The following is a 25,897-nucleotide window of genomic DNA, read 5'->3' on the forward strand; positions in this document are numbered from 1 at the left end:
CGATGCGAATAATTGTCTACGGCAGTTTACGGCGCAAACAGGGAAACAGCCATTGGATGACCAACGCCCAATGGCTCGGCGAGCACGAGCTCGAAGGCTATCAGATTTATAATCTGGGCCATTACCCGGCGGCGATCCCTGGAGAGGGCACGATACATTGCGAGGTGTATCGTATTAACTCATCGATTCTGGCAGAGCTGGACGAACTGAAAAGCAACACCAAGGACTATAAGCGCGAGCTGATTCAGACGCCTTATGGGAGTGCGTGGATCTACCTGTACAAACACAGCGTGGACGGTTACCCGCGAATTACCAGCGGTGACTGGCTGAAGCGTCTCGAAGAACAGTAAGAAAAAAAACACCGCTCAATGAGCGGTGTTTTTTCATCGGACGGCGGCTGGAATTACTTCTTGGCAGCGCGTTCGAAGGAGGCGATGATTTCCGCTTTAGCTGCGGCAGCGTCTGCCCAGCCTTCCACTTTCACCCATTTGCCTTTTTCCAGATCTTTGTAGTGCTCGAAGAAGTGAGCGATCTGGGCTTTCAGCAGTTCCGGCAGGTCGTTCACGTCTTTCACGTGATCGTACTCTTTGGTCAGCTTGCTGTGCGGCACCGCAACCAGCTTGGCGTCTTCACCGGCTTCGTCGGTCATTTTCAGCACGCCAACCGGACGGCAGCGGATCACGGAGCCCGGCTGCAGCGGGTATGGGGTTGGAACCAGCACGTCAACCGGGTCACCGTCCAGAGACAGGGTGTGGTTGATGTAGCCGTAGTTGCACGGGTAGAACATCGCGGTGGACATGAAACGGTCAACGAACAGTGCGCCGGTTTCTTTGTCGATTTCGTATTTGATTGGATCGGCGTTGGCCGGGATTTCGATTACTACGTAGATGTCTTCCGGCAGGTCTTTGCCAGCTGGGACCAGATTCAAGCTCATGTCGGTTTCCTTTAATCATCAAACCAGAAATGGAGTGGCGGCTATTATAGCGGACTCTTTTGCGATTTCCTGCCCTTTTCATCGTCGAAAACCCTGTGTCTCTGCGCGCGGAGAATTTCCAGATTAATCCCGCCGCGGCATGAAGTTTTGCCTCCGCCTGCCGATAACTTCAACAAACAATAATGAGCCAGCAAAGCTGGCTCCGCGTTTTGCCACCCCTACTACGTCTGATCTCACTATTCTGAAGCCGGGAAGAACTCATGCTAAAAAAGATTACGGTGAAGGCTGGGCTGATCGCCCTGCTGAGCCTGATGACCATGCTGCTGATCATGGTCAGCGTTATTGGCGTCAACGCGATTAACGAAGGATCGCGCTCGATCCATACCTTAAATCAGATCCTCGGCGAAGAGCTGGGCTCGCTGGCCAACAGCTCCAACCTGACGCTGCGCGCCCGAACCGCCGCCTCGCTGGCGGTGCGCCAACGGGAGATCGGCCAGACTGATGTCGCCGATGCCACCGTGGGCCGCATCTACGGCTACCTCGAGCAGTCGAACCAGGAAATGGCGCGCTTTGTCGGCGTCGGCACCGTGACCGATCGCGGCCGCGAACTCTCCAGCCGCCTGCAAAACAGCTATCGCGCCTATCTGGAACAGGGCGTGAAGCCGATGGCCGCCGCCATCAAGGCCGGCAAGATCGATGAGTATTACCATATCCAGGAGACGCGCATCTCCGCATTGAGCATCGCGTTTGAAAAGGATCTCACCGATTTCCGCAGCTTCGCCATGAAGCTCGGCGCCCAACAGGTGCATGACGCGGAAAGCAACGCCAGCACCAAGATCTCGCTGATCGTGGTGGCGGGCATGCTGAGTGTGCTGCTGGCGGTGCTGGCCTGGTTCGCGCTGCGAGTGATCATTCTGCGCCCGCTGGACGAGTCCATCGCGCAGCTGGAACACATCGCCGGCGGCGATCTGACCCACGAGATCCGCGGCGAGGGCGATACCGAAATGGGGCGCCTGATACGCGCGATGCAGCGCATGCAGCAGGCGTTGGCCAGTTCGGTCAGCAAAGTGCGCGACGCCAGCAGCCAGATCGACACCGGTTCACGCGAACTGGCGGCCGGCAACCTGCATTTGGCGCAGCGCACCGAAGAATCGGCCGCCTCGCTGGAAGAGACCGCCGCCAGCATGGAGCAACTGACCTCGACGGTGAAAATGAACGCCGAGAACTGTGAACAGGCCAACCAGCTGGCGCTGAGCGTGTCCGATATCGCCAACCAGGGCAGCGAGGTGGTCAGCCAGGTGATGAGCAAGATGCAGGCGATCACCGACAGTTCACGCCGCATCGCCGATATCATCAGCGTGATGGACGGTATCGCCTTCCAGACTAATATTCTGGCGCTGAACGCGGCGGTGGAAGCGGCGCGCGCCGGTGAACAGGGCCGCGGTTTCGCGGTGGTGGCCGGTGAAGTGCGCAACCTGGCGCAGCGCAGCGCCCAGTCGGCGAAAGAGATCAAAGGGCTGATCGAAGCGTCGCAAAACCGGGTGCAGGAAGGCGAACAGATGGTGGAGTCGGCGGCGCAGACCATGAGCGGCATCACCGGTGAAGTGGGCCGGGTGACGGCGTTGATGCGTGAGATCTCGGCGGCGACGCGCGAACAAAGCAGCGGTATCGAACAGGTGAACCTGGCGGTGGCGCAGATGGATCAGGTGGCGCAACAGAATGCGGCGCTGGTGGAGGAGTCTGCGGCGGCGACGCGCTCGCTGGAAGATCAGGCTCAGCTGCTGGCGCAGAGCATGGCGGCCTTCAAGCTGTAAGGCAATAAGGGTTCGGCAAGGCGCCGAACCCTGGCAAAGAACGCGTTACTCGTCCGGGTTTTCGGCGATGAAGCGTTCTGCGTCTTCCACCATCGACTTGGTGCCGACGAAGAATGGCGCGCGCTGGTGCAGTTTCACCGGCGTGATGTCCAGAATGCGGTTTTTGCCGTCGCTGGCCTTGCCGCCGGCCTGTTCGGCCAGGAACGCCATCGGGTTGCATTCGTACAGCAGGCGCAGCTTGCCTTGTGGGTGGCTGGCGGTGCTTGGGTAGATGTAGATGCCGCCTTTCAGCAGGTTGCGGTGGAAGTCCGCCACCAGAGAACCGATGTAGCGCGAGGTATAAGGGCGCTGCGTCGCTTCGTCCTGCTCCTGGCAGTACTTGATGTATTTCTTCACGCCGAGAGGGAACTTGATGTAGTTGCCTTCGTTGATGGAATACATGTTGCCGCTCGCCGGGAAGCGCACTTTCTCGTGAGAGAGACAGAACACGCCCAGAGACGGATCGTACGTGAAGGCGTGGACGCCGTAACCGGTGGTGTACACCAGCATGGTGGACGACCCGTAAACCACGTAACCCGCTGCGACCTGGGCGCTGCCCGGCTGCAGGAAGTCTTCTTCGGTCACCGGCGTGCCGACCGGCGTGATGCGACGATAGATAGAGAAAATCGTACCGACCGAGACGTTGACATCGATGTTGGACGAACCGTCCAACGGATCCATCAATACGACATACTTGGCATTTTCAGCACGCTCGCCGTCGAATATCACGATTTCATCTTCTTCTTCGGAAGCGATACCCGCAACTTCACCGCGCGCTTTCAACGCCGCTTTCAGTTTTTCGTTCGCGTACAGGTCCAGTTTCATCTGAACTTCGCCCTGTACGTTGGACACCCCGCTGGTCCCCAGAATATCAACCAGGCCGGCCTTGTTGATGTCGCGGTGGATGATTTTGGCGCCCAGTTTAATGGCAGAAAGTAACGCGGTCAGCTCGCCGGTGGCGTGCGAGAAGTCGTGCTGTTTCTCGACGATAAATTCGCCTAACGTTTTCATGACACAATCCCTGAATCTACGGATGGATAGCGGCCTGTTAACAAACCGCCAACGTTTTCGCGAGCAGTGTAGCCCAAAGATGCGCGCCATTCATAGGCAAATCCATTTCTTCTGGACGATTCTGAGCGTTAGAATATGCCGACATTCGATGCACTCACATGAGAAACCTATGCGCATTCACATTCTTGGGATCTGTGGCACCTTTATGGGCGGGCTGGCGATGCTGGCGCGCTCACTGGGGCATGACGTCACCGGTTCGGACGCCAACGTCTATCCGCCGATGAGCACGCTGCTGGAGAACCAGGGGATCGATCTTATTCAGGGTTATGATCCAGCCCAGCTGGATCCGGCACCGGATCTGGTGATCATCGGCAACGCCATGACGCGCGGCAACCCGTGCGTGGAGGCGGTGCTGGAGCGTGGCATCCCTTACGTTTCCGGTCCGCAGTGGCTGCACGACGCCGTGTTGCGCGATCGCTGGGTATTGGCGGTCGCCGGCACCCACGGTAAAACCACCACCGCCGGCATGGCGACCTGGATCCTCGAGGCCTGCGGCTACCAGCCCGGCTTCGTCATCGGCGGCGTGCCGGGCAACTTCGACGTCTCGGCTCGCCTCGGCGGCAGCCCGTTCTTCGTGATCGAGGCCGACGAGTATGACTGCGCGTTCTTCGACAAGCGCTCCAAGTTCGTGCACTACAGCCCGCGCACGCTGATCATGAACAACCTGGAGTTCGACCACGCCGATATCTTCGACGATCTGAAAGCCATTCAGAAACAATTCCACCACCTGGTGCGTCTGGTGCCGGGCAAAGGCAAGATCATCCTGCCGGACAACGACAGCCACCTGAAGCAGGTGATGGCGATGGGCTGCTGGAGCGAGCAGGAGCTGGTGGGCGAAGAGGGCACCTGGCGCGCGCAGAAGCTGACGCCGGACGCTAGCCATTACGCGGTGTTCCTCGACGGCGAGCAGGTTGGCGAAGTGAACTGGGCGCTGGTGGGCGAGCACAACATGCATAACGGCCTGATGGCCATCGCGGCGACCCGTCACGTCGGCGTGCAGCCGGCGGACGCCTGCCGCGCATTGGGCGATTTCATCAATGCCCGCCGCCGCCTGGAGCTGCGCGGCGAAGCCAACGGCGTCACTGTTTACGACGACTTCGCACACCACCCGACGGCGATCCTGGCCACCCTGGCCGCGCTGCGCGGCAAGGTAGGCGGCACGGCGCGCATTCTGGCGGTGCTGGAGCCGCGATCCAACACCATGAAAATGGGCATCAGCAAAAACGATCTGGCGCCTTCGCTCGGCCGCGCCGATGAAGTGTTCCTGTTCCAGCCGCATCACATTCCGTGGCAGGTTGCGGAAGTGGCGGATGCCTGCGTGCAGCCGGCGCACTGGAGCGCGGATCTCGACACGCTGGTGGAGATGGTGGTGAAAACCGCACAGCCGGGCGACCACATTCTGGTGATGAGCAACGGCGGTTTCGGCGGCATTCACGATCGCCTGTTGAACGCGTTGGCGAAAAAGCAGGAACCGAAGGTGACCTACTGATCGTTCAGCCGCATAAGCCAACCTAAGGGCCGCATTCGCGGCCTTTTTTACGCCCATAAAAAAGCCCTCGCGAGCGAGGGCAACGGGGTTCGTCGGATAGGACGACGAGAGGGTCTCTGGGAAATCGGCGTTTGCGTCAGAACTCGGCAGTGGCAGTGACGAGGGTAATCAGCTCTGCAAAACCGTTCCCAGAGTTGTTATTTGTAAATCTCGGCGGTGGCGTGATAGTTGCCTTCGTTACGCGCTTCGATCACGCGGTAGGCGGTCGCGCCTTTCGCGTCGGCTTTCTCCGACAGCGCCTGGCGTATGTCGGTCGGTGCGCCGTCGATGCCGCTGACGGTAATGGTGCCGATAGATTGCAGATTGGCGGTCTGATCGTTAGTCACCAACTGGGCGGCAGACGCGCCGAAGGAGATGACGGACAGCAAACCGAGTGCAGCGAGAGTAGTTTTCATGTTCATGATAGCGATCCTTGGTCATAACAGCCTGGAAGGGCTTGGCAGCGATTTTTATTCTTGAAGGCCGTTATGACAGCGTTTGATTCCAGAGATGTATTGCCCGTTGCCGGGTAATGCCGGTACTTATTTGTAGATTTCAGCGGTCGCGTGGAAGTTGCCGTCGTTGCGCGCTTCGATCACGCGGTAAGCGGTCGCCCCTTTGGCGTCGGCTTTATCGGACAGCGCCTGACGAATGTCGGAAGGTGCCGCGGCGACGCCGCTCACAGTGATCACGCCGGCGGGCTGCAGTTTTGCGGCCTGGGTTGCATCAACAGATTGTGCTGCGAATGCGCCGAAGGAAAGCATGGACAGAACGCTCAGGGTTGCAACGGTAGCTTTAATTTTCATCATCTCACCTCATCGTATTCTTTTATCAGTTCCAACGAACTGTGACTTAGTTCACGGAAATGAGTATACAGCTAGTAACTCGAAAAATTAATAGTTCGCTAACAGTTGCTAGTGAAACTTTAAACCGATGAACCTTATTTTTTATAACTACAAGGAATAAAAAACGCTCATAAAACGATCTTTTGATGTTAAATTTATGTAATTTCAATAAGGTAAGTGCTTTTGACCAAAAGTGCGGAAGATCACAGTGGGTACTGCTGGTTACATGGATATGTCATGGAAATGTGTTGTTGCGGGATAAAAAAGCAGTGTTAAACGCGGTTGAAGGCCGGAAAGGTAACGCGAGGGTTAAAGAAGCGCTAACAAAATGCGGGCGGTAGCCGCACTTTGTTAGCGCCAGGTTTCACAGCTCTTGCTCGAACACGCCCAGGATCGCTTCATGCAGCTTCTGAGCGGTAAAGCCGCTGGACGGGGTGACGAAAATCGTGTCGTCGCCGGCGATAGTGCCGAGGATGCCTTGGGATTTGCCCAAGGAGTCAAGCAGGCGGGCGATCAGCTGTGCGGCGCCCGGACTGGTGTGGATCACCACGACGGCGTCGTTATGGTCGACGTCCAGCACCAGGTTCTTCAGCGGGCTGGTGGTGGTCGGCACGCCGAGTTCGGCAGGAAGGCAATACACCATTTCCATTTTGGCATTGCGCGTACGTACCGCACCGAACTTGGTCAGCATGCGCGATACTTTGGATTGGTTAATGTTTTCGAAGCCTTCTTCTTGCAGCGCCAAAACGATCTCGCCTTGAGAACTGAATTTTTCTTCTTTCAATAACGCTTTGAACGTCTTGATCAGATCTTCCTGTTTTGCGGGATTACGCATTTTGCACCGTGGAATGTTGATAATGGAAGTCATGATTATGCATATAGATGAATTTTTATGCAACAAGGGCCGACCCAAAGAAAATAAACATGACCGGGCGGCGAGGAAAGGGCGGCATTTTAACAAAATCCGGCCGTGATGAATATGCCCTTTTGACGTCGGAAAATCGGCCTGCGCTGGTAAATAAAATGTTATTAAAATGATGTTGTTCTGATGTTGCGTAAGGGTGTAATGTAACGGCCGGTTAACTTGCTCGTGAATAACCTCGCACTATTTTTGATTAGTGTGCGCTATGCCCTTCATGCGTAAGCGATTTAATCTAAAATGGGCGCGACAGCGGTCATTTTATTGCACCTGCAGGCAACAATTAGCTAATTTATTGTTTTTAAAGGTGTAATAATTTAAGGTCCGTCACCAACACATTCACGGCGCTTTATATATTTAAGACAATAAAGGAGTATAGGATGAAAGTTGCAGTTCTCGGTGCTGCTGGCGGTATCGGCCAGGCCCTCGCCCTTCTACTCAAAACCCAGCTTCCTTCAGGTTCTGAACTCTCTCTCTACGACATTGCCCCCGTTACCCCAGGCGTTGCCGTCGACTTAAGCCACATCCCAACCGCAGTTAAAATCAAAGGCTTCAGCGGCGAAGACGCGACCCCGGCTCTGCAGGGTGCGGACGTGGTGCTGATTTCCGCCGGCGTGGCTCGTAAGCCAGGCATGGATCGCTCTGACCTGTTCAACGTTAACGCCGGCATCGTGCGCAACCTGATTGAGCAAGTGGCGAAAACCTGCCCGAAAGCCTGCATCGGCATCATCACCAACCCGGTTAACACCACGGTCGCCATCGCGGCGGAAGTGCTGAAAAAAGCCGGCGTTTACGACAAGAACAAACTGTTCGGCGTGACTTCGCTGGATATCATCCGTTCCAACACCTTCGTGGCCGAGCTGAAAGGCAAGCAGCCGGAAGAGCTGAACGTGCCGGTGATCGGCGGCCACTCTGGCGTGACTATCCTGCCTCTGCTGTCGCAGATCCCTGGCGTGAGCTTCACCGATCAGGAAGTGGCGGATCTGACCAAACGCATTCAGAACGCCGGCACCGAAGTGGTGGAAGCCAAAGCCGGTGGCGGGTCTGCTACGCTGTCCATGGGCCAGGCGGCCGCGCGTTTCGGTCTGTCTCTGGTGCGCGCACTGCAGGGCGAGAAAGGCGTTGTGGAATGCGCTTACGTTGAAGGCGACGGCAAATACGCCCGCTTCTTCGCACAGCCGTTGGTGCTGGGTAAAAACGGCGTTGAAGAGCGCAAGGATATCGGCACGCTGAGCGCCTTCGAACAGAAAGCGCTGAATGAGATGCTGGACGTGCTGCACAAAGATATCGAACTGGGCGAGAAGTTCATCAATAACTGATCGTCGCCGATAGTCAGCCGATAAACGCCGCCGGACGCTGTTCCGGCGGTTTTTTTTGCCCCGCGTTCACGATTTGATGCGGGCTTTTCGATCCAGCAGGCAATCGCTATGCGGATCATAATAGCGGCTTGGCCAGATCTCCGATGGGTGGATGCCGATTGCTTCGGCGATCAGCCATTCCCCCTTCGGCCAGGGACGCGACAGCGCGTTGGCCAGCGTTGATGAGCTTAATCCGGCCTTGCGCGACACCGCCGCCAGCGTGGTGCCCTGTTTGCGTAACGCCGCGATGATATCTGCCGGATGCCAATCTGGGTTCCTTGAATTCATGTTTACATTCCTTTTCTGATTAGCCAAAGTTGCGTTAGTGGTATAACTAACGGATCAGGGTTAGGCGTTTGAACAACGTGAAACGCTTATTCGGAAACAAGAATACCATTAAATTTCCTAAAAAATACCCAAGTAATTTCCAAAAATGACTTTGCCCACTATTGCCCAGAGATGATGGCTATGAAAAACGAGTGGTTTGCCGCCAAGGAACTGACAGGCATCGCAGGATTACCTTCCTCACCACAGGGAATCAATCTGATGGCCCGGCGCGAAGGCTGGATAAGCCGCAGGCGTAAAGGCGTGCAGGGAAAAGCGTTGGAGTATCATATCGACAGCCTGCCGCCTGGCGCGCGCAACCTGCTGATGCTGAAAGAAGATGGGGCGGCGTATGACGTAGAACGCCAGGATCCGTTAGCGGTATGGATCGAGTATTACTACCATTTGACGGAGAGCGAGCGCGATAAAATGGTGGCTTTCCTGATGCGGGAAGGGATAGGCGGCCTGCTGGCGCGCATTGACGAAGAGAACAATACCTAGACAGGCCCGCATCAGCGGGCCTGATAAGAACGTTAAGAAACTTTTGTTTCTTAAAAGTCGCGTTGCACTGCCAGATGCGCCAGGCCTTCCAGCGCCGTGCGGTGCTCCGAGGCCGGCAAGATCTGCAGCGCGGCGATCGCCTTGTCGGCCTCTTCCTCGGCGCGTTGGCGAGTGTATTCCAGCGAACCGCATTGTTGCATCGCCTGCAATACCGGCTCCAGCAGGTGACGACCGTTGCCTTGCTCAATCGCGCCGCGGATCATCTCACGCTGTGCGTCGTCGCCGTTGTGCATCGCGTGCAGCAGCGGCAGGGTCGGTTTCCCTTCATTCAGATCGTCACCGGTGTTTTTGCCCAGGGTGCTGCCGTCGGCGCTGTAGTCGAGCAGATCGTCGATCAGCTGGAAAGCGGTGCCGAGGTAGCGGCCATAATCTTGCAGCGCCTTCTCTTGCTCGGCGTTGGCGCCGGACAGGATCGCCGACGATTGCGCCGCCGCCTCAAACAGACGGGCGGTTTTGCTGTAGATCACCCGCATGTAGCTTTCTTCGCTGATGTCAGGATCGTGCACGTTCATCAACTGCAGCACTTCGCCTTCGGCGATGACGTTGACCGCCTCCGACATCAGCGCCAGCACGCGCAGCGATTCCAGGCTGGTCATCATCTGGAAGGCGCGGGTATAGATAAAGTCGCCGACCAGCACGCTGGCGGCGTTGCCGAACGCGGCGTTGGCGGTGGCTTTGCCGCGGCGCATGTCCGATTCGTCGACGACGTCGTCATGCAGCAGCGTGGCGGTATGGATGAATTCGATCAGGGCGGCGACGGTGACGTGCTTGTTGCCTTCATAGCCCAACGCTCGCGCCGCCAGAACGGCGATCATCGGCCGGATGCGTTTACCGCCACCGCTGATAATGTAATAGCCAAGCTGATTGATGAGCGTGACATCGGAATTCAGCTGTTCGAGAATTGTTGCGTTCACGGCCGCCATATCTTGCGCGGTTAACTCGGTAATTTGCTCTAGGTTCATTGTGTTTTTTTCAGCTGTGTTTCTCTTCACCGCGTTGAGATCGCTGCTCACATCGGTACATGGCGGTAACTGTCCCTATGATTGTACTTGAAAAACGGTTCAGATAAACGCCACGAAAGAAACTGTGTTTTTTTTCTTCTTTTTTGTACATCTGGTCTTATTCTGCTCTTGTCATGCGCCGCTTTTTTGCGTAGAATTCGCGCCCTATTGTGAATATTTATAGCGCGCTCTGAACTAACACAGTCGGGCACGCGGAAAGCGGAGTTTTATATGTACGCGGTTTTCCAAAGTGGTGGTAAACAACACCGAGTAAGCGAAGGTCAGACCGTTCGCTTGGAAAAGCTGGACATCGCAACTGGTGAAGCGGTTGAGTTTGACCAGATTCTGATGATCGCTAATGGCGAAGATATCAAAATCGGCGTTCCTTTCGTCGATGGCGGCAAGATCAAAGCTGAAGTCGTTGCTCACGGTCGTGGCGAGAAAATTAAGATTGTTAAGTTTCGTCGTCGTAAACACCACCGTAAGCAGCAGGGCCACCGTCAGTGGTTCACTGACGTTAAAATCACCGGCATCAGCGCTTAAGTTAGGAGAGCGGATTAATGGCACACAAAAAGGCTGGCGGCTCGACTCGTAACGGTCGCGATTCAGAAGCTAAACGTCTGGGCGTAAAACGCTTTGGCGGCGAAGCAGTACTGGCAGGCAGCATCATCGTTCGTCAGCGCGGCACCAAATTCCACGCTGGTACCAACGTGGGTTGCGGCAAAGACCACACTCTGTTTGCTTTGAAAGACGGTAAAGTCAAATTCGAAGTTAAAGGCCCGAGCAATCGTAAATTCATCAGCATCGAAGCTGAATAATTTTTCGAGCCTTACGAAATAGATGTAAGCCCCGCAATTCGTTGCGGGGCTTTTTACATTTATGGGTTGCCTGCGGGCAGCCCCGTCAGCGTTGGCGAAGGTAATATGGATACGAAGCAGCAGGTCGGCGTGGGTATTTCCCTGGCGTTAACCACGGCGGTTTGCTGGGGCGCGTTGCCGATCGCAATGAAAGAAGTGTTGGCGGTGATGGAGCCGTTTACCGTCGTTTGGTATCGCTTTACCATGGCCGCCATCGGTTTGGGCGTGATCCTCGCGGTACGCGGCAAGCTGCCGCCGCTGAAGATGTTCCGTCAACCGCGTTGGCTGCTGCTGTTGGCGATCGCCACGGCGGGGCTGTTGGGCAACTTTGTGTTCTTCAGTTCCTCGCTGCAATACCTGAGCCCGACGGCGTCGCAGGTGATTGGCCAGCTGTCGCCGGTGGGCATGATGTTCGCCAGCGTGCTGATTTTAAAAGAGCGCATGCGCATCACCCAGGTCATTGGCGCCTTGATGCTGATTTGTGGACTGATGTTGTTTTTCAACGTCAGTCTGATAGAGATCTTTACCCGGCTGACGGACTACACGCTGGGCGTCATGCTGGGCGTGTGTGCGGCGATGGTCTGGGTGAGCTACGGCGTGGCGCAGAAGGTATTGCTGCGACGGCTGGCTTCGCCGCAGATCCTGGTTATGTTGTACACTTTATGTGCGATAGCGTTGTTCCCTCTGGCCAAACCCGAGGTGATTTTCCAGCTTAGTGGCTGGCAATTGGCGTGTCTGCTGTTTTGCGGCGCCAACACGTTGATCGGCTATGGCGCGCTGGCGGAAGCGATGGCGCGCTGGCAGGCGGCGCAGGTGAGTGCGTTAGTGACGCTGACCCCGCTGTTTACCCTGCTGTTTTCAGATTTATTGGCGCTGGCCTGGCCTCAGGCGTTCGCCGCGCCGACGTTGAACCTCGTCGGCTATGTTGGCGCGTTTGTGGTAGTGGCGGGCGCTATGTTTTCCGCAATTGGTCACCGGTGGTGGCCGCGACGGGCAGAACCCCCCCAGGTTGCTCCTTTGAAGCAGCCCGGTGAATGATTTACGGAGACGGTAAATGAAGTTTGTAGATGAAGCAGCGATTCTGGTCGTTGCAGGCGATGGCGGCAACGGATGCGTCAGCTTCCGCCGCGAAAAATATATCCCTAACGGCGGGCCTGACGGCGGCGACGGCGGCGACGGCGGCGACGTCTACCTGCTGGCGGACGAGAACCTCAATACTCTGATCGACTACCGCTTTGAGAAGTCTTTCCGCGCCGAGCGCGGTCAGAATGGCCAGAGCCGCGACTGTACCGGTAAACGCGGTAAAGACGTCATCATCAAGGTGCCGGTCGGCACGCGCGTGAAGGATCAGGGCACCGGCGAGATCCTCGGCGACATGACCCGTCACGAGCAGAAACTGATGGTCGCCAAGGGCGGCTGGCACGGTCTGGGCAACACCCGTTTCAAATCATCGGTCAACCGTGCGCCGCGTCAGAAGACGCTGGGCACCGCCGGCGAAGCGCGCGATCTGTTGCTGGAGCTGTTGCTGCTGGCCGATGTGGGCATGCTGGGGCTGCCGAACGCCGGCAAATCGACCTTCATCCGCGCGGTGTCCGCCGCCAAGCCGAAGGTGGCCGATTATCCGTTTACCACGCTGGTGCCAAGCCTGGGCGTAGTGCGCATGGACCACGAGCAGAGCTTTGTGGTCGCCGACATTCCGGGGCTGATCGAGGGCGCCTCCGAAGGCGCGGGCCTCGGCATTCGCTTCCTGAAACACCTGGAGCGTTGCCGCGTGCTGCTGCACCTGGTGGACATTGCGCCGATCGACGAATCCGATCCGGTGGAAAACGCCAAAGTCATCATCAACGAGTTGAACCAATACAGCGAAAATCTGGCGCAGAAGCCACGCTGGCTGGTGTTCAACAAAATTGATGTGATTGGTGAGGAAGAAGCCGCCGAACGCGCCAAGGCGATTGTGGAAGGCATGGGCTGGGAAGGAAAGTACTACATGATCTCCGCCGCCAACCGCGAAGGCGTCAACGCGCTGTGCTGGGACGTGATGAACTTCATCAACACCCAGCCGAAAGCGATGGCGATCGAAGAAAGCGCGCCGGAAAAAGTCGAATTCATGTGGGACGACTATCACCGCGAACAGCTGGCGGAGATGGAATCGGAAGCGGATGACGACTGGGATGACGACTGGGACGAAGACGACGACGAAGGCGTCGAAATCATTTACCAGAAGTAATTCGGTGAAAGGGCTCAGCAACGCTGGGCCCTTATTATTTGAGCGCCTTTTCCGGCAGCCAACACTGGGCATTCAGGCCGCGCGCATCGCGGCGGTTTTCCAGCGTCAAGCGCCCCTGGTGCAGCTGCACGATGCGGATCACGATATTCAAGCCCAGTCCGCTGCCGCCATAGCGTTGATCCATGCGGCGAAACGCCTGCGTCAGCTCCCCGACCATCTCTTCCTTGATCCCCGGGCCATCGTCGATGACCTGCAGCAGATAACCGCGGTCCTGCGGCGTTAACTGCACCTGTATCGCGCCGCCTTCCGGGCCGTATCGGTGGGCGTTTTCGACCAGGTTGCGCAGCAGCAGCCGCAGCAGCACCGGATCGCCGTTCACCGCGGCGGCGGCCGGCAATTGCCAGGCCAGCGTTTGCCCGCGTTGGGCGGTCATTTCGTCGAGCTCTTCACGCAGCGGCTGGATCACATCGGCTACCCAATCGAAATGCTGGTAATGGCCGCTGGCAAAGTCTTGCCCGGCGCGCGACAGCATCAGCAACTGCTCGACGGTGTGCATCAGCTGATCGATGCGGGCGATCAGCGCCTGACTGCCCTTGACGCCCTGTTTTTCCATCAGTTCCAGATGCAGGCGGATGCCGGCCAGCGGCGTGCGCAGCTCGTGGGCGGCGTCGGCGGTGAACAGACGTTCCTGCTGAATGGTGTTGTCCAGCCGCGAGAATAGCTGATTAAGCGCATTGGTGACCGCCACCATTTCCTGGCTGTCGCTGGTGATCGGCAGCGGCGTCAGGTTATCGGCAGAGCGCTTTTCCAGCCGCTGCTGCAATTGGTTGAGCGGGCGGGTGATCCAGCTGATGGCCCAGAAAGACGCCAGCAGGGTCACGATCATCATGATCAGCGAAGGCGCCAACAGCGAGGCGATGGCTTCGGCGATCTCGGTATCGACGCGCTCGCTGCGCACTTTGGCGGACAGGGTTTCGTCCACCAGGAAGCTGATCTGTTCCTGGCTTTCGTGCCACAGCCAGAAGGCGCTGATGAGCTGCGTGACCAACAGGATCAGCGCCAACATCAGCAGTAGGCGGCGGCGCATGCTGATCATGAGGAAGGTTCCAGGCGGTAGCCGATGCCGCGCACGGTGCGGATGCGATCCTTGCCCAGTTTGCGACGCAGGTTGTGGATGTGCACTTCCAGCGTGTTAGAGCCCAGATCGTCTTGCCAGGTGTAGAGATCTTGTTGCAGGAGCTCACGGTTGACCGTCTGCCCGGCGCGCATGATCAGGCGCGACAGAATGGCGAACTCTTTTGGCGTGACTTCCACCGGCTGTTGCTGCAGGTAGACCTGCTGGCTGGAGAGGTTCAACTGCAGGTCATCCACCTGCATTAGATTGTCGCTGTGACCCTGGTAGCGCCGCAGGAGGGCGCGCACGCGCGCCTGCAGCTCAACCAGCGCGAAGGGTTTGATCAGGTAGTCGTCGGCGCCGGCGTCCAGCCCGTCGACGCGATCTTCCAGGGCGTCGCGGGCGGTCAGGATCAGCACCGGCAGATCGATCTGCTGGCGGCGCCACTGCCGCAGCAGCGCCGCGCCGTCCATGTCCGGCAGGCCGAGATCCAGGATCACCATGCTGTATTGGCTGGTGATGAGCAGGCTGTTGGCCTCCGCCGCCGTGGCGGCGCAGTCGCAGACGTAACCCTCGCCGGTCAGCGCCAACGCCAGCCCCTGTTGCAGCAGTTCATCATCTTCAACGACCAGCAGCTTCATGACGACCCTCAGTTGTTTTGGTAAATATCCCGATACAGGCGGCTTTCGAAGCGCACCAGCGGCGCGCGGCGCTGTTTCTGATCTTCCGGCGGCACGGCGTAGCCGGAGAGATATTGCACGAAGGCCATGCGCTGGCCGCTGGCGGTCGTGATGAAGCCAGCCAGGTTGTAGACGCCCTGCAGCGCGCCGGTCTTGGCCGACACCTTGCCGTCGACGCCGGCTTCATGCAGGCCGCCGCGGTAGCGCAGGGTGCCGTCATAGCCGGACAGCGGCAGCATCGAGATAAAGTTCAGCTCGTTGTCGTGCTGCGCGATGTACTGCAGCGCTTGCATCATGGTCGCCGGGGCCAGCAGGTTGTGGCGCGACAGGCCGGAACCGTCGGCGATGATGGTATTGCCCAGATCGATGCCGGCCTTTTGGCGCAGCACCTGGCGCACCGCATCGGAGCCCGCTCGCCAGGTGCCCGGCACGCCGAAGCGCTCATGACCGATGGTGCGGAAGACGGTATCGGCAATCATGTTGTCCGACTTCTTCAGCATGATCTTCAACAGATCGTGCAGCGGTGCCGACTGGGTTTGCGCGATCACCGTGCCGGTAATGCCGGGACGCGTCTGGCGTTTCAAATGCCCGTCGATCTGGATGCCGGCCTGCGTCAGCTCGTCTTTCAAGATGGCGCCCGCATAGCTGGCGCCGTCCTGGATGGCGAAGGCCAGCGGCAACGGCTCGCTGCGCTGCGTCAGGCAGCCGGTCAGGGTAAAGCGGTTCAGCTCGCCCGGCACCACGTCCAGCTCGCAGTACTGCGCGTCTGCCGAGCCGCGCGCCAGGGTGCGTACCTGGCTAAACATATTAACCGGATAATAGGAGGCGACGCGGATAAACGCCATGTCGCCCGGGTTCGGCGCGCTGTACAGCGAGACCGAGAAACAGTTGCGATCGACGATGGCGGCGGCCGGCGGCGCGCTGAAGCACTGCGTCAGATCGTTCCACGGCCAACCGGGCGCTTTGTCATGGCTGGCGAAGACCGAGGTATCGACCAGCACGTCGCCGCTGATTTGGCGCACGCCCTGCTTTTTCAGGACGGCCACCATATTGCGCAGGCTCTGGCGTTTGAAGGTCGGATCGCCGCTGAAACGAGCGATCAGGTTGCCGCGCAGCACGCCGTCGCGGATATCGCCCTGGCTCTCCAGCGTGGTGGTGAAACGGTAATCGGGCCCGAGTTGCAGCAATGCCGCCAGCGCCGTCAGCACTTTTTGGGTACTGGCCGGCAGCGCCATTTGCTGAGAGTGGTAATCGATCGTCGGCGAGCCGGCGCCGATCTTCTGAACGACCAGGGCAAGGTTGGCCCCATCAGGCAGATATTGTGTGTACTCTTCAACCGGGGCCGCATTCGCATTCAGAACAAATGCGCAAGCCAATGCACTGACAATTCGTGAAAAACGCATAATCTCGGGATAACAGCTGGATAACGTGCCGTCATACTACGGTGCAATCAGGGAAAAAGTAAACGATGACCCTCAAGGAACTCTAGGCTAAAATGCGTATCAAAATGCAAAACCGATCTTGGCTTGGGCTCCGTTCCGAGTCAGGTTTCTTTTGTTTGTCGCCTGGAGGCGGGGGGCGGTATGCCAACCGTGTTTTCATACGAATACGTCAGGATGACGGTTATTTGAACAGGAAAGATTTAGAGGTATTTATACGATGAACCAAATTCCGATGACCTTGTTTGGCGCTGAAAAACTGCGCGAAGAGCTCGAATATCTGAAAAGCGTGCGCCGCCCGAAAATCATTGCGGATATCGCTGAAGCGCGTGAACACGGCGACTTGAAAGAAAATGCCGAGTACCATGCCGCCCGCGAACAGCAGGGTTTCTGTGAAGGCCGCATTCAGGAAATCGAAGCCAAGCTGTCCAATGCTCAGGTGATCGACATCACCAAGATGCCGAACACCGGTCGGGTGATCTTCGGCGCCACCGTATCGGTGATGAATCTGGATAGCGAAGAAGAAGTGACTTACCGCATCGTTGGCGACGATGAGGCCGATTTCAAGAAAAATCTGATTTCGGTAAACTCGCCGATGGCGCGCGGCCTGATCGGCAAAGAGCAAGACGATGTGGTGGTGATCAAAACCCCAGGCGGCGACGTGGAATACGAGATCCTGAAGGTCGAGTATCTCTGATCGGGACCGTTGGTCATTAATGCGCCAACGTTTTGTAAAGATAGGAAAAAGGCCGCAAGCGGCCTTTTATCTTGGTCAGGCGCATGGCACCTTTTCGTTAACCTGATGGTTATTAACGCGGTAGACTGATCTTGCGCTCTTTCGACGGGCGGTAAAGAATAAGCGTACTGCCGATAACTTGCACATTGCAGGCGCCCGTTTCACGCACGATAGCGTCGGCGATCAGGGTCTTGGTTTCGCGATCTTCAGCGGCGATTTTTACCTTGATCAGCTCATGATGCTCCAGAGCCTGTTCAATTTCAGCCAGCACCCCTTCGGTAAGACCGTTATTGCCCAGCATCACCACCGGTTTTAACGGATGCGCCAGGCCTTTCAGGTGCTGTTTTTGTTTATTATTCAGATTCATTGTCTTTTTTGCTTAAGTTGGGATTGAAAACGGTACATTCTACCGCCATCTCATGTATATCACCAAATCGGTCTTCACCGGTGTGAGTCTACGTGAGCAGCGACCCTGACATAAGACTCTTTTTATGATAGTTGGAAAACGAGATGGCTAATAAAAAGCGTTCGGCTAGCTCCAGTCGCTGGTTACAAGAACACTTTAGCGATAAATATGTACAGCAGGCGCAGAAAAAGGGACTGCGTTCCCGTGCCTGGTTTAAACTTGATGAAATACAGCAGAGCGACAAACTGTTCAAACCGGGCATGACCGTGGTTGACCTGGGCGCCGCACCGGGCGGCTGGTCGCAGTATGTGGTCACCCAAATCGGCGGTACCGGGCGCATCATCGCCTGTGATATTTTGCCAATGGATCCTATCGTTGGCGTCGATTTCCTTCAGGGCGATTTTCGTGATGAACTGGTGCTGAAGGCACTGTTGGAACGAGTAGGCGAGAGTAAGGTTCAGGTGGTCATGTCCGATATGGCCCCGAATATGAGTGGCACCCCGGCGGTCGATATTCCAAGGTCGATGTATCTGGTGGAGTTGGCGCTGGATATGTGTCGTGATGTCCTCGCACCAGGCGGAAGTTTCCTGGTGAAGGTGTTCCAGGGAGATGGCTTTGACGAGTACCTACGGGAAATTCGCTCCCTGTTTACGAAGGTTAAGATTCGTAAGCCAGACGCTTCCCGCGCCCGTTCGCGCGAAGTGTACATTGTAGCGACAGGGCGCAAACTGTAGTACCCTAACGCTGTTTGTTAACACAGTTGTAAGATGAGGTTAATCCCTTGAGTGACATGGCGAAAAACCTAATTCTCTGGTTAGTCATCGCGGTAGTGTTGATGTCTGTATTCCAGAGCTTTGGGCCCAGCGAGTCGAATGGCCGTAGGGTGGATTACTCTACCTTCATGTCCGAACTGACCCAGGACCAGGTTCGCGAAGCGCGAATCAACGGACGTGAAATTAACGTTACCAAGAAAGACAGTAACAAATACACGACCTACATCCCTGTCAACGATCCTAAGTTGCTGGATACGTTGTTAACGAAGAATGTGAAAGTTGTCGGCGAGCCGCCTGAAGAGCCGAGCCTGCTGGCTTCTATCTTTATCTCTTGGTTCCCGATGCTGTTGCTGATCGGGGTCTGGATCTTCTTTATGCGGCAAATGCAGGGCGGCGGCGGCAAGGGCGCGATGTCCTTCGGCAAGAGCAAGGCCCGCATGCTGACGGAAGACCAGATCAAGACCACTTTCGCCGATGTTGCCGGGTGTGACGAAGCGAAAGAAGAGGTGAGCGAACTGGTGGAATACCTGCGCGAACCGAGCCGTTTCCAGAAGCTGGGCGGCAAGATCCCGAAAGGCGTGCTGATGGTTGGCCCGCCGGGGACCGGTAAAACGCTGTTGGCGAAAGCGATCGCCGGCGAAGCGAAGGTACCGTTCTTCACCATTTCCGGTTCCGACTTCGTCGAAATGTTCGTCGGCGTGGGTGCATCCCGCGTGCGCGACATGTTCGAACAAGCGAAGAAAGCCGCGCCGTGCATCATCTTCATCGATGAAATCGACGCCGTCGGTCGCCAGCGTGGCGCCGGCCTGGGTGGCGGTCACGATGAGCGTGAGCAGACCCTGAACCAGATGCTGGTTGAGATGGACGGTTTCGAAGGCAACGAGGGCATCATCGTCATCGCGGCGACCAACCGTCCGGACGTGCTTGACCCCGCGCTGCTGCGCCCAGGCCGTTTCGACCGTCAGGTCGTGGTCGGGCTGCCGGACGTGCGTGGCCGCGAGCAGATCCTGAAGGTGCACATGCGCCGCGTGCCGTTGGCGGCCGACATCGACGCCTCCGTCATTGCGCGCGGTACGCCGGGCTTCTCCGGTGCCGATCTGGCCAACCTGGTCAACGAAGCGGCGCTGTTCGCCGCCCGCGGCAACAAGCGCGTGGTGTCGATGGTGGAGTTCGAGAAAGCCAAAGACAAGATCATGATGGGTGCGGAACGCCGCTCCATGGTGATGACTGAAGCGCAGAAAGAGTCGACCGCGTACCACGAAGCGGGCCACGCCATCATTGGCCGCCTGGTTCCTGAACACGATCCGGTGCACAAGGTCACCATCATTCCTCGTGGTCGGGCGCTCGGCGTGACCTTCTTCCTGCCGGAAGGGGATGCGATCAGCGCCAGTCGTCAGAAGCTGGAGAGCCAAATCTCCACCCTGTACGGCGGTCGTCTGGCGGAAGAGATCATCTACGGGCCGGAAAAAGTCTCTACCGGTGCGTCGAACGATATCAAAGTGGCGACCTCCATCGCCCGCAACATGGTGACCCAATGGGGCTTCTCCGAGAAGCTGGGGCCGCTGTTGTATGCGGAAGAAGAGGGCGAGGTGTTCCTGGGCCGTTCCGTGGCCAAGGCGAAGCACATGTCGGATGAAACCGCGCGTATCATCGACCAGGAAGTGAAGTCGCTGATCGAACGCAACTACACGCGTGCTCGCTCGCTGCTGATGGAAAACATGGACATCCTGCACTCGATGAAGGATGCGTTGATGAAGTATGAAACCATCGATGCGCCGCAGATCGACGATCTGATGAACCGCAAAGACGTGCGTCCGCCGGCGGGCTGGGACGATGCGAACAAAGGCAACAGCTCCGACAACGGCGGCACCCCAAAAGCCCCGACGCCGGTAGATGAGCCGCGCACCCCAACGCCGGGCAACACCATGTCCGAACAGCTCGACAAGTAACAGCGGCTGTGTAATAACATCAAACCCCGGCATGCCGGGGTTTTTTTTGCCCGGCGGGCAGTGAACCAGGCAACAGTAAGGTGGACCAACCATGCAGTTAACCGTGCGCGACATGACGCTCAATCTCTCCCATCCGCAGGTGATGGGCATCCTCAACGTGACGCCGGATTCGTTTTCCGACGGCGGCCGCCACAACACCCTGAATCAGGCGCTGGTGCATGCGCATGCGCTGATTTCGGCCGGCGCCACGATGATTGATATCGGCGGCGAATCGACAAGGCCGGGGGCGGCGGAAGTGAGCGAAGAAGAGGAGCTTGAGCGGGTCGTGCCGGTGGTGGAAGCGCTGGCGCAGCGCTTTGAAGTCTTTATCTCGGTCGATACCTCGAAAGCGGGCGTGATCCGCGAATCGGCGCACGCCGGCGCACACTTGATCAACGACATCCGCTCGCTGCAGGAGCCGGGCGCTCTGGCGGCGGCGGCGGAAAGCGGTTTGCCGGTCTGCCTGATGCACATGCAGGGGCAGCCGCGCACCATGCAGCAGGCGCCGCACTACGACGATCTGATCGCCGACGTTCAGACGTTTTTCGAGCACCATATCCGGCGCTGTAACGAGGCGGGGATAACAAATCAGAAATTGCTGCTCGACCCAGGCTTCGGTTTCGGTAAAAATTTGGCGCACAACTATCAGCTTCTGGCCCGGTTGTCGGAATTTCATCGTTTCGGTTTGCCGCTGTTGGTCGGCATGTCGCGCAAATCGATGATTGGACAACTGCTGAACGTGCCGCCGGATCAACGGGTTATCGGCAGCGTGGCCTGCGCGGTGATCGCGGCGATGCAGGGTGCGCAGATTGTCAGAGTGCATGACGTTAAAGAAACCGTCGAGGCGATGCGTGTCGTCGAGGCAACACTTTCAGCTAAGGGACAGTAGAGACATGAGCGAGCGCAAATATTTTGGCACCGACGGCATCCGTGGCAAGGTCGGGGACAGCCCCATCACGCCTGACTTCGTGCTGAAGCTGGGCTGGGCGGCCGGTAAAGTGCTGGCGCGTCACGGTTCCCGCAAGATCATCATCGGTAAGGATACGCGCATCTCCGGATATATGCTGGAGTCTGCGCTGGAAGCCGGCCTGGCGGCCGCCGGATTGTCCGCCTCCTTCACCGGGCCGATGCCCACGCCGGCGGTGGCCTACCTGACGCGCACCTTCCGCGCGGAAGCGGGCATTGTCATCTCCGCTTCGCACAACCCGTTCTATGACAACGGCATCAAGTTCTTCTCGATCGACGGCGCCAAATTGCCGGACAACGTCGAAGAGGCGATCGAAGCCGAAATGGAAAAACCGCTGACCTGCGTGGAGTCCGCGGAGCTGGGTAAAGCCAGCCGTATCATCGACGCCGCCGGCCGCTATATCGAATTCTGCAAAGGCACCTTCCCGAGCGAGCTGAGCCTGAAGGGGCTGAAAATCGTGGTTGACTGCGCCAACGGTGCGACTTACCACATCGCGCCGAGCGTGCTGCGCGAGCTGGGCGCTACGGTGATCGCCATCGGCGTTGAGCCGGACGGGATGAACATCAACGAAAAATGCGGCGCTACCGATGTGCGTCAGCTGCAGGAGCGCGTGTTGCAGGAAAAAGCGCACGTCGGCCTGGCGTTCGACGGCGACGGCGACCGCGTGATGATGGTGGATCACCTGGGCAACAAGGTGGACGGCGACCAGATCCTGTACATCATCGCCCGTGAAGGCCTGCGTCAGGGCCAGCTGCGCGGCGGCGCGGTCGGCACCCTGATGAGCAATATGGGGTTGGAGCTGGCGCTGAAACAGCTGGGCATTCCGTTCGCTCGCGCCAAAGTGGGCGACCGCTACGTGCTGGAGAAGCTGCAGGAGTTGGGCTGGCGCATCGGCGCGGAAAACTCCGGCCATGTGATCCTGCTGGACAAAACCACTACCGGCGACGGTATCGTGGCCGGGCTGCAGGTGCTGACCGCCATGGTGCGCAACCACATGAGCCTGCATGACCTGTGCAGCGGCATGAAGCTGCTGCCGCAGATCCTGGTCAACGTGCGCTTCGCCGGCGAGCACAACCCGCTGGAGTCCGACGCGGTGCGCAAAATCACCGAGCAGGTGGAGGCCGAGCTGGCCGGCCGCGGCCGGGTGCTGCTGCGCAAATCGGGCACCGAGCCGCTGATCCGCGTGATGGTGGAAGGCGAAGACGAGCAGCAGGTGACCGCGCTGGCGCATCGCATCGCCGACGCGGTGAAATCCGCAGGTTAAAACAGACAGTTAGCCGCCGGGCTTGGCATCGCTGAGCCCGAACAGGCGATTGTTGGCGTTTTTTTCCGCAAACGCGCCGGCGGCTGCAAATTGCCCTTGCGCGGGTTGGCGGCTTTGGTTAGTATTCACACCCGCTTCAGTAGGCAGTTTATAAAAACGCCTGCTTGATGAGTGTGAAGCATTTGGCATGCGGTAAGGCCGCAAGGATACGGGTACTACTATGTACGAAGCTCTTCTGGTAATTTTCCTGCTGATCTCAATCGGGCTGGTTGCTCTGATTATGTTGCAGCAAGGTAAAGGCGCTGATATGGGAGCCTCTTTCGGAGCAGGTGCATCAGGCACATTGTTCGGTTCGAGTGGTTCCGGTAACTTTATGACCCGCATGACTGCTGTGCTGGCGACGCTGTTCTTCGTCATCAGCCTGATTCTGGGCAACCTCAGCAGCAACCAGAGCAAGAAAGGCAGCGAGTGGGAAAACCTGGGTCAGCCAGTGAAAACTGAGCAGACGACCGCGCCGGCGGCACCAGCCAAGCCGAGCAGCGATATCCCACAGTAAGCCGCAACAAATTTTGAAAACGGTGGTTGTGAACTCGAAAGAACAACGGCCGTTAGCAGTAAGAATCAGTACCGAGGTGGTGGAATTGGTAGACACGCTACCTTGAGGTGGTAGTGCCCTAACGGGCTTGTGGGTTCGAGTCCCATCCTCGGTACCAAATCCCAGAGATAACTTGCAATTTTGCGATTATCGGCGTAGTATTTGCCACGTTTTCGGACGCGGGGTGGAGCAGCCTGGTAGCTCGTCGGGCTCATAACCCGAAGGTCGTCGGTTCAAATCCGGCCCCCGCAACCACTTTCCTTTAAGTGTTTATTTTCAAATACACTTTTCGATTGAAACCCGCTTTTCTCGATCAACATTTGAAAATGACACTTGCTCGAAAGTTGTACCGAGGCCGCCTAGCGGCAAACAGGGTCCAGTTGCATAAAGCCCCGATTTTTCGGGGTTTTTTGTTATTTGGCAACAGAATCACTGGGCTATTTAGCCCTTTTTTTATGTCTTGGGGGTGGGCTTGTCCACATTAGAGCAAAAGTTAACAGAGATGCTTTCGGCACCGGTAGAAGCGTTGGGCTTTGAGCTTGTAGGCATCGAATTCATTCGTGCGCGCCAATCGACGCTCCGCATCTATATTGATAGTGATAACGGCATCAATGTTGATGATTGCGCTGATGTCAGCCACCAGGTCAGCGCTGTATTGGACGTCGAAGATCCAATCACGGTCGCTTACAACTTGGAAGTCTCCTCTCCTGGCCTTGATCGCCCGATGTTCACCGCAGAACACTATACGCGTTACCTCGGTGAAGAAGTCAGCCTGGTCCTGCGCATGGCGGTACAGAACCGTCGCAAGTGGCAGGGTATTATCAAGTCTGTCGAAGGCGAGATGATCACGGTTACTGTGGAAGGGAAAGATGAAGTGTTCGCGCTGAGCAACATCCAGAAAGCGAACCTGGTACCCCACTTTTAAAGTTTGGAAGAGGCAACTAGGATGAACAAAGAGATTCTGGCTGTTGTTGAAGCAGTTTCCAATGAAAAATCCCTTCCGCGCGAGAAGATTTTCGAAGCGCTGGAAACTGCATTAGCCACCGCAACCAAGAAAAAATACGAGCAGGAAATCGACGTGCGCGTCAGCATTGACCGCAGAACCGGCGATTTCGATACCTTCCGCCGTTGGGTCGCCGTAGACGAAGTGACTCAGCCGACGCGTGAAATCACGCTGGAAGCCGCTCAGTTTGAAGATCCGAGCATCGAGCTCGGCGGATACGTCGAAGATCAGATCGAATCCGTGACCTTCGACCGCATCACCACCCAAACCGCCAAGCAGGTTATCGTGCAGAAAGTGCGCGAGGCGGAGCGCGCGATGGTGGTCGACGCTTTCCGTGAACACGAAGGTGAGATCGTCACCGGCGTGGTGAAGAAAGTGAACCGTGACAGCATCGCGCTGGATCTGGGCAACAACGCCGAAGCGGTCATTGGCCGTGAAGACATGCTGCCGCGCGAAAACTTCCGTCCGGGCGACCGCATTCGCGGCGTGCTGTATGCCGTACGTCCCGAAGCTCGCGGCGCGCAGCTGTTCGTCAGCCGTTCCAGCCCGGAAATGCTGAAAGAGCTGTTCCGCATCGAAGTGCCGGAAATCGGCGAAGAAGTGATCGAGATTAAAGCGGCAGCCCGCGATCCAGGCTCCCGTGCGAAAATTGCAGTGAAAACCAACGACAAGCGCATCGATCCGGTCGGCGCCTGCGTAGGTATGCGCGGTGCGCGCGTTCAGGCTGTGTCGAGCGAGCTCGGCGGCGAACGCATCGATATCATCCTGTGGGATGATAACCCAGCGCAATTCGTCATCAACGCCATGGCGCCGGCCGACGTCGCGTCGATCGTGGTAGACGAAGATAACTGCACCATGGATATCGCCGTTGAAGCCAGCAACCTGGCGCAGGCGATCGGCCGTAACGGCCAAAACGTGCGTTTGGCTTCCCAGCTGCTGAAACAACACCGCGGCGACGATCGTTGGGAACTGAACGTGATGACGGCGGACGACCTGCAGGCCAAGCACCAGGCCGAGGCTCATGCCGCTATTGATACCTTCACCAAGTATCTTGATATCGACGAAGATTTCGCCACCGTACTGGTTGAAGAAGGCTTCTCCACGCTGGAAGAGCTGGCCTACGTGCCGATCAAAGAGCTGTTGGAAATCGACGGTCTGGATGAAGATACGGTTGAAGCATTGCGCGAACGCGCCAAAGCTGCATTGACCACGCTGGCCCTGGCACAAGAAGAAAGCCTGGGCGACAACAAACCGGCCGACGATTTGCTCAACCTGCCGGGTCTTGAGCGCAGCATGGCCTTTAAACTGGCCGCGCGTGGGGTTTGTACGCTGGAAGATCTTGCCGAGCAGGGTGTTGACGATCTGGCTGATATTGAAGGGCTTAGCGATGAGCAAGCCGGCGAGCTGATCATGGCTGCACGCAATATCTGTTGGTTTGGCGACAACGCGTAATA

At 57.5% G+C, this 25,897-nt stretch carries 28 protein-coding genes and 2 tRNA genes; 19 read left to right on the top strand and 11 right to left on the bottom strand.

What is annotated here, in order from left to right:
* The first annotated feature begins 2 nt into the window (after positions 1–2).
* A complete protein-coding gene (locus J9788_RS14785) occupies positions 3–350 on the top strand; it encodes a gamma-glutamylcyclotransferase (protein WP_025159589.1) in 348 nt (115 codons plus the stop codon).
* Positions 351–403: 53 nt separating this feature from the next.
* On the opposite strand, the gene ppa is transcribed toward J9788_RS14785, so the two are convergent.
* The gene (gene ppa, locus J9788_RS14790) at positions 404–934 is read right to left on the bottom strand and encodes an inorganic diphosphatase (RefSeq protein WP_004933594.1); all 531 of its coding nucleotides are present in this window, start codon (positions 932–934) and stop codon (positions 404–406) included.
* Positions 935–1,194: 260 nt separating this feature from the next.
* Between ppa and J9788_RS14795 the strand changes: the two genes are divergently transcribed.
* Positions 1,195–2,748: a methyl-accepting chemotaxis protein gene (locus J9788_RS14795; RefSeq protein WP_046897976.1), complete on the top strand. Its 1,554-nt coding sequence runs from the start codon at positions 1,195–1,197 to the stop codon at positions 2,746–2,748.
* 45 nt (positions 2,749–2,793) lie between these two features.
* Here the strand turns inward: J9788_RS14795 and fbp are convergent, their stop codons facing one another.
* Complete coding sequence (gene fbp, locus J9788_RS14800) at positions 2,794–3,798, bottom strand: class 1 fructose-bisphosphatase (RefSeq protein WP_004933587.1); 1,005 nt, start codon at positions 3,796–3,798, stop codon at positions 2,794–2,796.
* Between the two features lie 169 nt (positions 3,799–3,967).
* Between fbp and mpl the strand changes: the two genes are divergently transcribed.
* Positions 3,968–5,347 carry a UDP-N-acetylmuramate:L-alanyl-gamma-D-glutamyl-meso-diaminopimelate ligase gene (gene mpl, locus J9788_RS14805; RefSeq protein WP_046897977.1) on the top strand — a complete coding sequence of 460 codons (1,380 nt, stop codon included), beginning with the start codon at positions 3,968–3,970 and terminating at the stop codon, positions 5,345–5,347.
* 197 nt (positions 5,348–5,544) lie between these two features.
* Here mpl and yhcN (J9788_RS14810) read toward each other — a convergent pair whose 3' ends face one another.
* The 3 genes from yhcN (J9788_RS14810) to argR form a co-directional block, all read right to left on the bottom strand.
* Positions 5,545–5,808 carry a peroxide/acid stress response protein YhcN gene (gene yhcN, locus J9788_RS14810; RefSeq protein WP_025305042.1) on the bottom strand — a complete coding sequence of 88 codons (264 nt, stop codon included), beginning with the start codon at positions 5,806–5,808 and terminating at the stop codon, positions 5,545–5,547.
* Positions 5,809–5,928: 120 nt separating this feature from the next.
* The gene (gene yhcN / locus J9788_RS14815) at positions 5,929–6,192 is read right to left on the bottom strand and encodes a peroxide/acid stress response protein YhcN (protein ID WP_004933574.1); all 264 of its coding nucleotides are present in this window, start codon (positions 6,190–6,192) and stop codon (positions 5,929–5,931) included.
* Between the two features lie 403 nt (positions 6,193–6,595).
* Entirely contained in the window at positions 6,596–7,066 is a 471-nt protein-coding gene (gene argR / locus J9788_RS14820; protein WP_016929335.1) for a transcriptional regulator ArgR, read from the bottom strand.
* A 464-nt stretch (positions 7,067–7,530) separates the two neighbouring features.
* Between argR and mdh the strand changes: the two genes are divergently transcribed.
* Positions 7,531–8,469, top strand: a complete 939-nt coding sequence (gene mdh, locus J9788_RS14825) for a malate dehydrogenase (protein WP_033636811.1) — start codon at positions 7,531–7,533, stop codon at positions 8,467–8,469.
* A 66-nt stretch (positions 8,470–8,535) separates the two neighbouring features.
* Here the strand turns inward: mdh and J9788_RS14830 are convergent, their stop codons facing one another.
* Positions 8,536–8,796: a helix-turn-helix transcriptional regulator gene (locus tag J9788_RS14830; RefSeq protein ID WP_004933567.1), complete on the bottom strand. Its 261-nt coding sequence runs from the start codon at positions 8,794–8,796 to the stop codon at positions 8,536–8,538.
* A 180-nt stretch (positions 8,797–8,976) separates the two neighbouring features.
* Between J9788_RS14830 and J9788_RS14835 the strand changes: the two genes are divergently transcribed.
* Entirely contained in the window at positions 8,977–9,333 is a 357-nt protein-coding gene (locus J9788_RS14835; RefSeq protein WP_046897979.1) for a DNA-binding protein, read from the top strand.
* 50 nt (positions 9,334–9,383) lie between these two features.
* Here the strand turns inward: J9788_RS14835 and ispB are convergent, their stop codons facing one another.
* Positions 9,384–10,355: an octaprenyl diphosphate synthase gene (gene ispB, locus J9788_RS14840; protein WP_046897980.1), complete on the bottom strand. Its 972-nt coding sequence runs from the start codon at positions 10,353–10,355 to the stop codon at positions 9,384–9,386.
* A gap of 270 nt (positions 10,356–10,625) precedes the next feature.
* Here ispB and rplU point away from each other — a divergent pair, with 270 nt between their 5' ends.
* The 4 genes from rplU (at position 10,626) to cgtA (ending at position 13,478) form a co-directional block, all read left to right on the top strand.
* A complete protein-coding gene (rplU, locus tag J9788_RS14845) occupies positions 10,626–10,937 on the top strand; it encodes a 50S ribosomal protein L21 (RefSeq protein WP_004933561.1) in 312 nt (103 codons plus the stop codon).
* 17 nt (positions 10,938–10,954) lie between these two features.
* Positions 10,955–11,212 carry a 50S ribosomal protein L27 gene (rpmA, locus tag J9788_RS14850; RefSeq protein WP_004933559.1) on the top strand — a complete coding sequence of 86 codons (258 nt, stop codon included), beginning with the start codon at positions 10,955–10,957 and terminating at the stop codon, positions 11,210–11,212.
* Between the two features lie 105 nt (positions 11,213–11,317).
* Positions 11,318–12,289, top strand: a complete 972-nt coding sequence (locus J9788_RS14855) for a DMT family transporter (protein ID WP_033651479.1) — start codon at positions 11,318–11,320, stop codon at positions 12,287–12,289.
* A 16-nt stretch (positions 12,290–12,305) separates the two neighbouring features.
* Positions 12,306–13,478: an Obg family GTPase CgtA gene (gene cgtA / locus J9788_RS14860; RefSeq protein WP_033641651.1), complete on the top strand. Its 1,173-nt coding sequence runs from the start codon at positions 12,306–12,308 to the stop codon at positions 13,476–13,478.
* A gap of 34 nt (positions 13,479–13,512) precedes the next feature.
* Here the strand turns inward: cgtA and pmrB are convergent, their stop codons facing one another.
* The 3 genes from pmrB to dacB are packed head-to-tail and all read right to left on the bottom strand — an operon-like array spanning position 13,513 to position 16,675.
* A complete protein-coding gene (gene pmrB / locus J9788_RS14865; RefSeq protein WP_046897981.1) occupies positions 13,513–14,574 on the bottom strand; it encodes a two-component system sensor histidine kinase PmrB in 1,062 nt (353 codons plus the stop codon).
* Complete coding sequence (pmrA, locus tag J9788_RS14870; RefSeq protein ID WP_046897982.1) at positions 14,571–15,233, bottom strand: two-component system response regulator PmrA; 663 nt, start codon at positions 15,231–15,233, stop codon at positions 14,571–14,573. The genes pmrB and pmrA overlap by 4 nt, the downstream gene beginning before the upstream one ends.
* A gap of 8 nt (positions 15,234–15,241) precedes the next feature.
* On the bottom strand, positions 15,242–16,675 hold the full coding sequence (gene dacB / locus J9788_RS14875) for a serine-type D-Ala-D-Ala carboxypeptidase (protein ID WP_025159591.1): 1,434 nt from the start codon (positions 16,673–16,675) through the stop codon (positions 15,242–15,244).
* Between the two features lie 256 nt (positions 16,676–16,931).
* On the opposite strand from dacB, the gene greA reads away from it, so the two are divergent.
* A complete protein-coding gene (greA, locus tag J9788_RS14880) occupies positions 16,932–17,408 on the top strand; it encodes a transcription elongation factor GreA (protein ID WP_004933539.1) in 477 nt (158 codons plus the stop codon).
* Between the two features lie 112 nt (positions 17,409–17,520).
* Here the strand turns inward: greA and yhbY are convergent, their stop codons facing one another.
* Complete coding sequence (gene yhbY / locus J9788_RS14885; protein ID WP_004933536.1) at positions 17,521–17,814, bottom strand: ribosome assembly RNA-binding protein YhbY; 294 nt, start codon at positions 17,812–17,814, stop codon at positions 17,521–17,523.
* Between the two features lie 143 nt (positions 17,815–17,957).
* On the opposite strand from yhbY, the gene rlmE reads away from it, so the two are divergent.
* The 9 genes from rlmE (at position 17,958) to nusA (ending at position 25,895) form a co-directional block, all read left to right on the top strand.
* Positions 17,958–18,587 carry a 23S rRNA (uridine(2552)-2'-O)-methyltransferase RlmE gene (rlmE, locus tag J9788_RS14890; protein ID WP_004933533.1) on the top strand — a complete coding sequence of 210 codons (630 nt, stop codon included), beginning with the start codon at positions 17,958–17,960 and terminating at the stop codon, positions 18,585–18,587.
* A gap of 56 nt (positions 18,588–18,643) precedes the next feature.
* The gene (gene ftsH, locus J9788_RS14895; protein WP_004933529.1) at positions 18,644–20,575 is read left to right on the top strand and encodes an ATP-dependent zinc metalloprotease FtsH; all 1,932 of its coding nucleotides are present in this window, start codon (positions 18,644–18,646) and stop codon (positions 20,573–20,575) included.
* 91 nt (positions 20,576–20,666) lie between these two features.
* The gene (folP, locus tag J9788_RS14900; protein WP_042783532.1) at positions 20,667–21,503 is read left to right on the top strand and encodes a dihydropteroate synthase; all 837 of its coding nucleotides are present in this window, start codon (positions 20,667–20,669) and stop codon (positions 21,501–21,503) included.
* 4 nt (positions 21,504–21,507) lie between these two features.
* A complete protein-coding gene (gene glmM / locus J9788_RS14905) occupies positions 21,508–22,845 on the top strand; it encodes a phosphoglucosamine mutase (protein WP_182265163.1) in 1,338 nt (445 codons plus the stop codon).
* Positions 22,846–23,065: 220 nt separating this feature from the next.
* On the top strand, positions 23,066–23,401 hold the full coding sequence (gene secG / locus J9788_RS14910) for a preprotein translocase subunit SecG (protein WP_004933519.1): 336 nt from the start codon (positions 23,066–23,068) through the stop codon (positions 23,399–23,401).
* A 70-nt stretch (positions 23,402–23,471) separates the two neighbouring features.
* Positions 23,472–23,558, top strand: a tRNA-Leu gene (locus tag J9788_RS14915).
* 60 nt (positions 23,559–23,618) lie between these two features.
* Positions 23,619–23,695 (top strand) — tRNA-Met (locus J9788_RS14920).
* Between the two features lie 217 nt (positions 23,696–23,912).
* Complete coding sequence (rimP, locus tag J9788_RS14925; RefSeq protein ID WP_033644179.1) at positions 23,913–24,365, top strand: ribosome maturation factor RimP; 453 nt, start codon at positions 23,913–23,915, stop codon at positions 24,363–24,365.
* A gap of 21 nt (positions 24,366–24,386) precedes the next feature.
* The gene (gene nusA / locus J9788_RS14930; RefSeq protein WP_004933514.1) at positions 24,387–25,895 is read left to right on the top strand and encodes a transcription termination factor NusA; all 1,509 of its coding nucleotides are present in this window, start codon (positions 24,387–24,389) and stop codon (positions 25,893–25,895) included.
* Positions 25,896–25,897: the final 2 nt, after the last annotated feature.

This window comes from Serratia sp. X10 (assembly GCF_017811775.1).
In the GTDB taxonomy this organism is placed as follows: Bacteria; Pseudomonadota; Gammaproteobacteria; order Enterobacterales; family Enterobacteriaceae; genus Serratia; species Serratia ureilytica.